Annotated in this window: 10 protein-coding genes; 6 read left to right on the forward strand and 4 right to left on the reverse strand. The window is 70.3% G+C overall.

What is annotated here, in order from left to right; all coding sequences use genetic code 11:
• A partial coding sequence (locus CVO76_RS03025; RefSeq protein WP_208740625.1) for an energy-coupling factor ABC transporter ATP-binding protein occupies positions 1-580 on the forward strand: 580 nt, incomplete at its 5' end.
• 42 nt (positions 581-622) lie between these two features.
• On the forward strand, positions 623-1,477 hold the full coding sequence (locus CVO76_RS03030; RefSeq protein WP_208740626.1) for an alpha/beta fold hydrolase: 855 nt from the start codon (positions 623-625) through the stop codon (positions 1,475-1,477).
• Between the two features lie 6 nt (positions 1,478-1,483).
• On the opposite strand, the gene CVO76_RS03035 is transcribed toward CVO76_RS03030, so the two are convergent.
• Complete coding sequence (locus CVO76_RS03035; protein WP_208740627.1) at positions 1,484-4,780, reverse strand: SNF2-related protein; 3,297 nt, start codon at positions 4,778-4,780, stop codon at positions 1,484-1,486.
• Between the two features lie 161 nt (positions 4,781-4,941).
• Between CVO76_RS03035 and CVO76_RS03040 the strand changes: the two genes are divergently transcribed.
• A complete protein-coding gene (locus CVO76_RS03040) occupies positions 4,942-6,243 on the forward strand; it encodes a cation:proton antiporter (protein ID WP_208740628.1) in 1,302 nt (433 codons plus the stop codon).
• Here CVO76_RS03040 and CVO76_RS03045 read toward each other — a convergent pair.
• Positions 6,240-7,445 (reverse strand): benzoate/H(+) symporter BenE family transporter, encoded by a 1,206-nt coding sequence (locus tag CVO76_RS03045; protein WP_208740629.1) that lies wholly within the window; start codon positions 7,443-7,445, stop codon positions 6,240-6,242. The two genes, CVO76_RS03040 and CVO76_RS03045, sit on opposite strands and share 4 nt — an antisense overlap.
• A 74-nt stretch (positions 7,446-7,519) precedes the next feature.
• Here CVO76_RS03045 and CVO76_RS03050 point away from each other — a divergent pair, with 74 nt between their 5' ends.
• On the forward strand, positions 7,520-8,074 hold the full coding sequence (locus tag CVO76_RS03050; RefSeq protein ID WP_208740630.1) for a helix-turn-helix domain-containing protein: 555 nt from the start codon (positions 7,520-7,522) through the stop codon (positions 8,072-8,074).
• On the opposite strand, the gene CVO76_RS03055 is transcribed toward CVO76_RS03050, so the two are convergent.
• On the reverse strand, positions 8,075-8,236 hold the full coding sequence (locus tag CVO76_RS03055) for a hypothetical protein (protein WP_208740631.1): 162 nt from the start codon (positions 8,234-8,236) through the stop codon (positions 8,075-8,077).
• Between the two features lie 141 nt (positions 8,237-8,377).
• On the opposite strand from CVO76_RS03055, the gene CVO76_RS03060 reads away from it, so the two are divergent.
• Both CVO76_RS03060 and CVO76_RS03065 read left to right on the forward strand, forming a co-directional pair.
• Positions 8,378-9,367, forward strand: coding sequence for an LLM class flavin-dependent oxidoreductase (locus CVO76_RS03060; protein WP_208740632.1), 990 nt, complete (start codon positions 8,378-8,380; stop codon positions 9,365-9,367).
• Positions 9,368-9,577: 210 nt separating this feature from the next.
• Entirely contained in the window at positions 9,578-9,781 is a 204-nt protein-coding gene (locus tag CVO76_RS03065; protein WP_026533290.1) for a cold-shock protein, read from the forward strand.
• A 153-nt stretch (positions 9,782-9,934) separates the two neighbouring features.
• On the opposite strand, the gene CVO76_RS03070 is transcribed toward CVO76_RS03065, so the two are convergent.
• On the reverse strand, positions 9,935-10,567 hold a 633-nt coding region (locus CVO76_RS03070), incomplete at its 5' end, for a DEAD/DEAH box helicase (RefSeq protein WP_244186165.1).

Below are 10,567 nucleotides of genomic sequence, written 5' to 3' on the forward strand. Positions count from 1 at the left end.
CATCGCGGTGAGGGGAGCCAACGGCTCGGGGAAATCGACGCTGCTGCAGCACCTCAACGGCCTGCACCGGGCGGACGGCGGCTCCGTGACGGTGGACGCGGTGCCGATCGGCCGTCAGCCGACGGGTACCCTCGCCGCCACGGTCGGGTACCTGTTCCAGGACACGGACCAGCAGCTCTTCGAGCGGACGGCGCTGCGCGAGGTGACCTTCGGGCCGCTGGCCACGGGCGTCCGCAGGCGTGCGGCCGTCCGGCGGGCGTCGGCCGCGCTCGACGGTGTGGGACTCGGAGCGCTGGCGGACGCCCACCCCTACGAACTGGGCTTCGTCCAGCGGCGCCTGGTGGCCCTCGCCTCCATCATCGCGACAGGGCCGGCCGTGTGGGCGCTCGACGAACCGACCGCGGGCCTCGACGAGGCCGCGCGCACACTGCTGGCAGGCCTGCTGGCCCGGCACGCGCGAGGGGGAGGGGCCGTCGTCCTGGCGACCCACGATGCCGCTTTCGCCGATGCCGTCGCACATCGGACCATCTGGCTCGAGGACGGCAGGATCGTGGCCGGGCGTCCCGGGCCCGACGCCTGATCGCCCTCCCGCAGGGCACGACCAGCCCCTAGGGTGGGACCCATGGACCTCCTGCGCGAGCGGCACCGCACCATCCCTACGCGGGGCGCCGACCTCGCCGTCTTCGAGTACGGGGCGGACCCCCGGGCCGATGCACCGACCATCGTCTTCGTGCACGGGTACCCCGACGACCATCGGGTGTTCGCCCCCGTCCTGCGCGAGCTCGCGCCCACGCACCACCTCGTGGCCTTCGACACCCGGAACGCCGGACGGTCGCGCACGCTGGGCGGCGCCGGCTTCACCCTGGCGGAACTGGTCGACGACGTGTTCGCCGTGCTCGAGGCCGTCGGGGCCCCGGGCGGGGTTCGGCTCGTCGGCCACGACTGGGGGTCCATCCAGGGCTGGGCCGTGCTCCAGGACGAGCGCTCGCACGGGCTGGTGATCGACTACACCAGCATCTCCGGACCCGATCTCCGCCACTTCTCCCGCTGGCTGCGCGGGCGCTTCCGCCGGCCGCGGCTGGTGCCGCAGGGGCTCGGACAGGTGCTGCGCAGCTGGTACGTCGGGGCCTTCCGGCTGCCGGTCCTCCCGGAGCTGGTGTGGGAGTACGTCCTGACCCGGCGTTACGAGCTGACCGCGCGGCGGAACGTGGGAGCCGATCCCGTGCGCGGTCTCGCCCTGTACCGGACCACCCTGTCCTCGGCGGCCAGGCTGCCCCGGCCCACCCGGGTCCGGGTTCCCGTGCACGTCATCGTGCCGCTGAAGGATCCCTTCCTCTCGCCGCACCTCGTCGACGGCCTGGACGAGTGGATCGAGGACCTGACCGTCACCACCGTCCCCGGGGGCCACTGGTGGATCGCCTCGCGGGGCCGTGCGTTCGCCGAGATGCTCGATCCCTCGCTGCGCGACCGTGCCTGACCGGCACTATGCCTCGAGCAGCCCCCGGATGTCCTCGGCGGTGAGGGCGGAACTGAAGACGGCGTCGTCGTCCATGACCGAGGTGAAGAGCTTGGCCTTCTGCTCCTTGAGCTTCATGACCTTCTCCTCGATCGTCCCCTTGGACACCATGCGGTAGACCATGACGTTCTTCGTCTGGCCGATCCGGTGCGTGCGGTCCACGGCCTGGGCCTCCGACGCGGGATTCCACCAGGGATCCAGCAGGAAGCAGTAGTCCGCCTCGGTCAGGTTCAGGCCGAATCCGCCGGCCTTGAGGCTGATGAGGAACACCGGGGCCTTGCCGTCCTTGAAGGAGTCGATGACCTCGCCGCGGCTCCGCGTCGACCCGTCGAGGTAGGCGTACTCGATGCCGCGGGCGTCGAGCTGTTCGGCCGCCTTCTTCAGGTAGGACGTGAACTGGCTGAAGACCAGCGCGCGGTGTCCTTCGGCGAGGATGCCGTCGAGGTTCTCGAACAGCACCTCGAGCTTCGCGGACGGTACGCCCTCGTGCTCCGGATCGACGAGGGAGGCGTCGAGGCTGAGCATGCGCAGCAGGGTCAGCGAACGGAAGACGATCATGCGGTTCCGGTTCATGTCCTCGATCAGTCCGAGGAGCTTCTGCCGCTCCCGCTGCAGGTACGTCTCGTAGATGTGCCGGTGCTCGGGGTGGAGCTCCACCTCGAGGACCTGCTCCTGCTTCGGGGGCAGGTCGGAGGCGACCGCCTCCTTGGTCCGGCGCATCATCAGCGGGCGGATGCGCTTGCGCAGCCGGACCAGTGGCCGGTTGTCACCGATCTTCTCGATCGGCGTCCGGTAGTCCTCCGTGAACTTCCGGGCCGAGGGGAAGAGGCCCGGCGCCACGATGTTGAACAGCGACCACAGCTCCATGAGGTTGTTCTCCATGGGCGTTCCGGTGATCGCCAGTTTGAAGGGCGCGTCGAAGTCCTTGGCCGCCTGGTGCACCTTGGATGCGCGGTTCTTCACGAACTGCGCCTCGTCGAGCACGAGCCCCGACCAGGGGAGGTCCTGGTAGGCGGGGAAGTCGAGCCGGAAGAGCGTGTACGAGGTGATGACGATGTCGGCGTCGCCGACCTGCTCGCGGATGGGGACCCCGGAGGCGCCCTGGGTGTCGTTGATCGCGACGACCCTGAGCCCCGGTGCGAAGCGGTGGGCCTCGTTGGACCAGTTCGGCACCACGGAGGTGGGTGCGACGACGAGGAACGGGGCGTCCAGCCCCCGGCTCTCCTTGGCGTAGGTCATGAGGGCCAGTGCCTGCAGGGTCTTGCCGAGCCCCATGTCGTCGGCGAGGACGCCCCCGAGCTGATGCCGCCACAGGAAGGCGAGCCAGCTGAAGCCCTCGGCCTGGTAGGGGCGCATCTCCGCGACCAGGCCGGCGGGGGCGGCCGTGGCCTCGACGTCCTTGAGCTCGAGCAGCCCGCTCACGGCCTCGCGCCACGACTGCGCCTGCTCGGTCTCCTCGGCGAGGTCCTCGAAGTCCGCCCAGAGTCCCGCCTGGTAACGGCTGATCTGCAGGCCGGTCTCCGGGTCCCACTCGCTCAGCGCGCGGGCCTCCTCGATCAGCTCCCGGAGCTGGTCGAACACGGGCTGCTCGAGGGACAGGTAGCTGTTGTCGACGAGCTTCAGCTTCTTCCGGCCCTGCGCGAGGGCCCGGAAGACGGAGTCGAAGGGGATGGTGCGGCCGCTGACCGTCACCATCACGCCGAGGTCGAACCAGTCACGGTTGTCCGTCTCGACGGTGCTGATGCGCAGTGTCGGCGTCTCCGTCAGTTCCGTGTAGTCGGGCTTCTCGCCGACGACCTCCACCGTCACGCCCTCGAGCTCCATCAGCTGGGGCAGCACGTCCTCCGCGAACTCCACGGCCTGCATGTCCTTCAGCTGCAGGGACTTGAGCGGCAGGGAGCCGAGCAGGCTCCGCGCAGCAGCGGCGAGGCCGTCCTCGGCGTCGGCGTCGCGGTAGCCGTCATCACTGCCCGGACCGCCCCGGCGGAAGGGCCTGCGCTGGACCGCATCACCCAGCGGGTAGTCGAAGTGCCAGTCGAGGGTCACCGAGCCGTCCGCACCGTAGGCCGTGGTGAGGACGAGGACCGGTGGCTGGATCTCGGGGAGCTCCACGCTGCCGTCGCTGCTGTCCACCTCGATGGACTGTCGCAGCCTGGGGTAGTACTCCTGGAGGAAGAGGGACTTCTCCTCCTCGGGGACGACGACGGCGCGGCCGCGCTGCAGGAGCTCGATGTCCTTCGGCGTCAGCCTCCTGGAGGTCGGCGCCAGGGTGATGGTGTCGTCGGGGGCGACCGTGTAGATGCCGTGCGTGCTGATCACGTGCGCGGTGTCCGAGGGGTGGGGCTGCCCGTCGACGTCGAGCGCCGGGCAGAGCTGGAGGGCCCCGTCCTCGGTCTCCGTCGCGTCGAGCTTCAGGGTGGCGCGGCCCGCGAGCTCGATGCTCACGGACTTCTTGGATCCCACGAAGGCGATGCCGAGGCGCTGCGCCTCGTCCAGCAGCTGCCACAGGAGCGGGTTGCTGAAGTCGTCGAGGTACAGCCAGGAGTCGTTGTTGCCGAAGTAGTTGACGCCCGTGCCGCGGTGCAGTGCCGGGAACTGCGAGAACCAGCGGTGCTGGTCCGGGTCGAGCTTCAGCCCGTACGTCTGGTAGCTGATGCTGCCCCAGGACAGGTTGTTCTTGATCCACTTGCCCTTGCCGTTCTGGCTGACCGGCCGCACGCCGAGGCGGGTGTTGAGCGTCCGCTGCCCCTGGCGCTCGGCGGCCGATCCCCACCGCTGCACGGCCACTTCGGGCGTCCGCAGCTCGAACTGGAGGCCGAGGGGTGTCAGCGGGGCCGGTGGATCGGTCGAGGGGGCATCGGCCTCGAGCAGGTCCGTCAGTGAGGCCTGCCAGCCCTCCGGTGCGGACGGACGCGGTGCGGGGCGAGCACCGAGGTCGCGCTCGTGCTGGGCCAGCAGGTTCTCGGTGTTGCTCTGCAGCGCGGTGGCGGCAACGTGCTTGCAGTCCGCCCCGACGGGGCAGCTGCAGAAGTTCTCGAGGGGACGGAAGCGTCCGTCGCCCTTCAGCCCGAGGCGGAGCTTGGTGCGGTAGTCGCTGGGCGCACTCCCGCGGACCTTCCCGGTCAGCAGCTTCGACTCGGCGTCCCAGGCGAGTGAGCTGACGGCGCCGTCCTTGGCGTAGGTCTGTCCGCGCTGGAAGGCGGCTCCGCCCACGACGCGGATGATGTCGGTGACATCGACCATGGGGTGGGTGGAAGTGGGCATAATTCCATGCTCTCACGCGGTGGTGACGCTCCCCGGCCACGAGGCATCCCTTTCACTGAGGGCGACAGGCGCCGAGTCAAGCTGCCCGATCACGGCGGGCTCTGCCCTACTGTTGGGAAGGGGCTCATACCGGGTAGGACTGGCAGAACGGAAGAGGTCGCGTGTTCGAAGCAGCAAGCATCATCTACGCGGCGGCGGGTCTCGCCGTGTTCGCGGCAGCACTCCTGCCGCGCCTGCTCATGCGCGCGCCGGTCTCGATGCCCATGGTGTTCCTCGCCGCCGGCATCCTGGTGTTCAGCTTCGCCAAGGACCTCCCCGATCCCGATCCGGTGGCCTACAGCGATGTGACGATCCACCTGAGTGAGGTCTGCGTCATCATCTCGCTGATGGGGGCGGGGCTGGCGCTCGACCGCAAGCTCGGCTGGCGCCGCTGGTCCACCACCTGGCGCCTCCTCGGCATCGCGATGCCCCTGTGCATCCTGATCCTCACGCTGATGGGGATGTGGCTGCTGGGCCTCGGGCTCGCCTCCGCCCTGCTCGTGGCCGCGGCCCTCGCGCCCACCGATCCCGTCCTCGCCTCCGAGGTACAGGTGGGGGAGCCTTCGGAGTCGGAGGAGGACCTCGAGGCCGAGGACGAGGTGCGCTTCGGCCTGACCTCCGAGGCCGGGCTCAACGACGGCCTCGCCTTCCCCTTCGTGTACCTCGCCATCCTGATGAGCACGGTGGGTCTGTCCCCGTCCGCCTGGGGTGTGGAGTGGATCCTGCTCGACGTCCTGTGGCGCATGATCATCGGCTGTGCGTTCGGGTTCGGCATGGGCAAGCTGCTGGCCCGGGTCTTCTTCCGGACGCCGATCAAGAGCGTCCGCCTCGCCAACTACTCCGAGGGGTTCGTCGCCCTCGCGGCGACGTTCCTGACGTACGGGCTCACCGAGGCGATCGAGGGCTACGGTTTCATCGCGGTCTTCGTGTGCGCCCTGACCATCCGCGCCGGGGAACAGACCCACGGCTACCACGGTGTGCTGCACAGCTACATCGAGCAGCTCGAGCGGCTCCTCACCGTCGTCGTGCTCGTCCTGCTGGGCGGGGCCGTGGCGCGGGGCCTGTTCGAGGGCCTCCGGCCGCTGGAGGTGGTGGTCGCCGTCGCCTTCGTCCTGCTGGTGCGGCCCGTCACGGCCTGGTTCAGCCTGGCGCGGGGCAAGACGGGCCCGTGGGAGCGCAGCACGCTCGCCTTCTTCGGAGTGCGCGGCATCGGTTCCGTCTACTACCTGAGCTACGCCCTCTCGAAGGGCGAGTTCGCCGCTGACGAGAGCACGCTGTGGCGTGTCGGGGGCCTCGTGATCGTCATCTCGATCGTCATCCACGGCATCACCGCCGCGCCCGCCATCAATGCCCTCGACCGCGCGCGGCAGCGCAAGGCACGTGAGCAGGGCGACGAGGCGCAGGCTCCCAACACCCCGGTCTAGTGGCGGCCGCGCGGCCGCGGGCGGGTCGTCCGTTCCAGGGTCGCGCGTACCACGAGCCCTCCCACGAGGGCCCAGAACGCCCCTCCGATGCCCAGGACGGACAGGCCCGATGCCGCCAGGAGGAACGTCACGGCGCCACTCATCCGGCCCGTCGCGTCTCCGAACGCGGCGGTCACCGCCGTCGCCATGGTGCTGATGAGCGCGAGGCCGGCGACCGCCTCCACGAGTCCGGCCGGTGCGGCACCCACGACGACGACGAGCGCGCCCGAGACGGCGGCGAGCACCAGGTAGGAGAATCCCGCGGTGAGGGCGGCGATCCAGCGGCGGTCCCGGTCCTCGCCCGCCCCCTCACCCGCGGACAGTGCGGCGGACAGGGCCGCGAGGTTGACGGCGTGCCCGCCGAACGGGGCGACGAGCGCCGTGCCGGCCCCGGTCACGGCCAGGGCGGGACGCCAGGGCGTCCGATAGCCGAAGGATTTCAGGACGGCCACGCCGGGGAGGTTCTGCGACGCCATGGTCACCACGTAGAGGGGCAGGGCTATCCCCACGACGGCGGCCGGGTCGAGGACGGGCACGGTGAACACCGGCGTCGGCACCAGGTCGGCCGGATCGATCCCGGTCCCGTCGCGGGCGAGCTGGAGGCCGATGACCACCAGGGCCGCGACGAGGGCGAGCGGTACGGCCCACTTCGGGATGACGGCGGAGGCGGCCAGCCAGACGGCGATCACGGGCAGCACCAGCAGCGGGATGGTGCCCAGGGACTGGAACGGCGCCAGGCAGAGGGGCAGCAGCACCCCCGCGAGCATGGCCTGCGCCAGATGCTGGGGGATGCGTGCCACGACCCGCCCGAGCCAGGGCACCGCGCCGGTCAGCGCGAACAGGAGGCCCGTGACCAGGAACGCACCCACGGCCGCCGGCCAGCCTCCCGCCGGGATACTCGCCCCGGCCAGCAGTGCGGCCCCCGGGGTGGACCAGGAGAGCGTGACGGGGAGCCTGAAGCGCAGCGCCAGGAGGACGATCCCGAGGCCGACGACGGCGGTCAGCGCCAGGAGCCCCGACGCCGCCTGCTCCGGCGAGGCACCCGTGGCACGCAGTCCGGCGAGCACGACGGCGAAGGACGACGTGAAACCGACGAGGGCCGTGACGACGCCCGCGAGGACGGGCTCGTGCAGGCCGGGCCGGACGGTGGAGCTGGTGTGCACCGCGCATCTCCTGTTCGGAGCGCTGCAGCCCCAGAAGCGTTCTGTATACGGAACGGCAAGCGTAGGATGCAGGGATGCCCGAGGACAAGCCCACCCGCGATGTGTCGCCGCGGGCCGCCGTCGCCCGGCGCATCACGGAACTGCGACGAGCACAGGGGTTCACGCTGAGCGGTCTCGCGTCCCGCGCAGGCATCGGCAAGGGGACGCTGTCCGAGCTCGAGGCCGGCACCCGCAATCCGACGCTCGAGACGCTCTACGCGCTCGCCGGTCCACTCGGGGTGCCGCTCACGGGACTCGTGGGGGACGGAACCGGGCACAGCGTCCCGGACGGGGTCGTCGACGCCCGCCTGCTGACCGTCCGGACGCACGACGACGGCGGCACCACCGAGGTCTTCTGGCTCACCATCGCCGCGCGGGGCACGCGGGTCTCGCCGCCACACCGCCACGGCACCGTGGAGCATCTCCGGGTGGTACGGGGGACGGCCTGCGTGGGACCGTCGGGCGCCGAGGTGCTCGTCCGGGCAGGGGAGTCCTCCTCGTGGCCCGCCGACACCGGGCACACCTACGCCGCGAGGGACGGCAGCGCGCAGGGCGTCCTCACCATCGAGACGCCGCCCGGCGGACCCTGATCAGGTGGTGCGGGCCTGTTCCAGGCGCCGCTGCACGGCCTCCAGCTCATCGCTCAGGGACTGCAGGCGTTCGGTGTTCTGCTCGACGGCGAGTGTCCGGACGAGGTGGTCCTGGCGCTCCCGGAGCGCGGCTTCGGAGGTCTGCGGTTCGCTGTTCGGCATGGCCCCAGTCTGTCAGGGCGCCCTGCAGCGCGCGACCGCGCCGTCCTCGGGCGGGCGCAGGAAATAGATGCACCCGGGCAACCGTTCCCTCAAGAGGTCCGCGGCCCCCGCCGCGGTCCCGGAAATCGAGAGGTGCATCCCATGTCTGTCCCCCTGTCCATCCTGGATCTGGCGCAGGTCGCCGAGGGCTCGACGCCCGCCGAGACGTTCGCCTCCAGCGTGTCGCTCGCGCAGCACGCGGAATCGTGGGGCTATCGCCGGATCTGGTACGCCGAGCACCACAACATGGGCAGCATCGCGTCGTCGGCCACGAGCGTGCTGATCGCGCACGTCGCCGCCCACACGTCGACCATCCGCCTCGGAGCCGGCGGGGTCATGCTGCCCAACCACTCGCCGCTGACGATCGCGGAGCAGTTCGGCACCCTCGAGAGCCTGCATCCGGGGCGGATCGACCTCGGCCTCGGCCGGGCGCCCGGCAGCGACCAGGTCACCGCCCGTGCACTGCGTCGTGATCCGATGTCGGCCGACAGCTTCCCCTCCGACGTCCTCGAACTGCAGGGGTACCTGACCGGTGAGACGCGGGTCCCGGGTGTGCAGGCCACTCCCGGCAAGGGCACGAACGTCCCGCTGTACATCCTCGGCTCCTCCCTCTTCGGCGCCCGGCTCGCCGCCGCCCTCGGCCTGCCCTTCGCCTTCGCCTCCCACTTCGCACCGCAGGCCCTGCTGGACGCCGCAGCCATCTACCGCCGGGAGTTCACGCCGTCGGCGCAGGCGGAGAAGCCACACTTCATCGCCGGGGTCAACGTCATCGCGGCCGACAGCGCCACCGACGCCCACCACGAGTTCCACGAGGCGATGCTGCGTCGCGTGACACTCCTCCTCGGGCGCGGGCAGACCTTCACCCGTGAGGAGTCCGAGGCCATCCTCGCGTCGCCGGGCGGCCAGCAGATGGCCGACATGGCGCGCTACAGCGCCGTGGGGACCCCCGACGTCGTCCGGGACTACCTGGAGCGCTTCAGCGACCGGATCGGGGCCGACGAACTCATCGTCGCGACCCAGGCCGGCACCACCGACGCCTGGCTGCGCTCCTTCGAATTGCTCGCCGGAACCATGCTCCCCGTCGCCGCCTGAGGGTCACGGATCAAAAAACCTTCGGACTCTGCTTGCCTTTACCCTCCAACGTTTGGTTAAGTGGATCCCGGTTGTAGTGTTGCGCATTTGTATTTCGCGCGGTTTAGCCCTCGCGGGATAGGCCGCGTCTCTGAAAAAGCGGACAAGCACGCCGCGACTGGGGCGTTCCGAAAGTCGGATCGCGTCTGAATTTCAGAAGGATAAACAAAAATGGCAACAGGTACCGTGAAGTGGTTCAACGCTGAAAAGGGCTTTGGATTCATTGCTCCCGACGACGGAAGCGCAGACGTGTTCGCACACTTCTCCGCCATCAACGCGAGCGGCTACCGCTCGCTCGATGAGAACCAGAAGGTCAGCTTCGACACCGAGCAGGGCCCCAAGGGTCCTCAGGCGTCGAACATCCAGCCCCTCTAAGGCTCGGATCTTCAACTAGATCTTTTCGTGGGAAGCAGGTCGGACTCCGGTCCGGCCTGCTTCTTCGTTAAGGGTCGGACCGCACGCGGTGTGGTCTGCTCCCCTCAGACGGCACCGCCCGGAGCTCGCCGTCCGCGCCGTCGATCCGCGCCGTCAGCCCGTGCCGTCGCAGAGGCCGATGAAGGCGCCGAGCTCCTCGAGCGCTGCCGGGGTCGCGGGCAGGTGATGGGTCAGCCGGGGGGAGCGGACGATGACCGCCCGCCACTGGCCGCGTGAGACGGCGACGTTGATCCGGTTGCGGTTCAGCAGGAAACCGATGCCCCGCGGTGCCTCGGCAGCGGACGACGCCGCCATGCTGACGATCACGACGGCGGCCTGCTGGCCCTGGAACCTGTCCACGGTCCCGACCCTGACGTTCCGGTATCCCGCCGCGGACAGGGTCTCCCGGACGAGCTGTACCTGCGCGTTGTAGGCGGCCACCACGAGGAGGTCGGCCTGCCCCAGCGGTCGGGGCGGAGCCCCTGCGTCGGGCGTCCACGGCACGCCGAGGTGCCGCCGGACCTGGGCGAGGACCTCGGCAGCCTCCTCGACGGACGACGTGGCATTGCCGTCGTGGTCCACCGAGACGCACTCGATGCCGGGAGCCTGCCCGGCCAGGAGCCGCTCCCGCGCCGCAGGGGCTGTGGTGAGGCGGCCGTCGTAGGCGAAGCGGGAGACGGCGCGGCAGAGGTCCGGGTGCATGCGCCACGTGTCCGCGAGGAAGTAGCCGACGTCCGGCGGCAGGGT

The organism is Arthrobacter agilis, from assembly GCF_002953615.1.
GTDB lineage: Bacteria > Actinomycetota > Actinomycetes > Actinomycetales > Micrococcaceae > Arthrobacter_D > Arthrobacter_D agilis_B.

What these genes read in the sequence shown, in the direction of transcription:
- CVO76_RS03030 (WP_208740626.1), top strand. Translation starts at nt 623, where the DNA reads ATGGACCTCCTGCGCGAGCGGCACCGCACCATCCCTACGCGGGGCGCC.
- CVO76_RS03035 (WP_208740627.1), bottom strand. Translation starts at nt 4,780, where the DNA reads ATGCCCACTTCCACCCACCCCATGGTCGATGTCACCGACATCATCCGC.
- CVO76_RS03050 (WP_208740630.1), top strand. Translation starts at nt 7,520, where the DNA reads ATGCCCGAGGACAAGCCCACCCGCGATGTGTCGCCGCGGGCCGCCGTC.
- CVO76_RS03055 (WP_208740631.1), bottom strand. Translation starts at nt 8,236, where the DNA reads ATGCCGAACAGCGAACCGCAGACCTCCGAAGCCGCGCTCCGGGAGCGC.
- CVO76_RS03060 (WP_208740632.1), top strand. Translation starts at nt 8,378, where the DNA reads ATGTCTGTCCCCCTGTCCATCCTGGATCTGGCGCAGGTCGCCGAGGGC.
- CVO76_RS03065 (WP_026533290.1), top strand. Translation starts at nt 9,578, where the DNA reads ATGGCAACAGGTACCGTGAAGTGGTTCAACGCTGAAAAGGGCTTTGGA.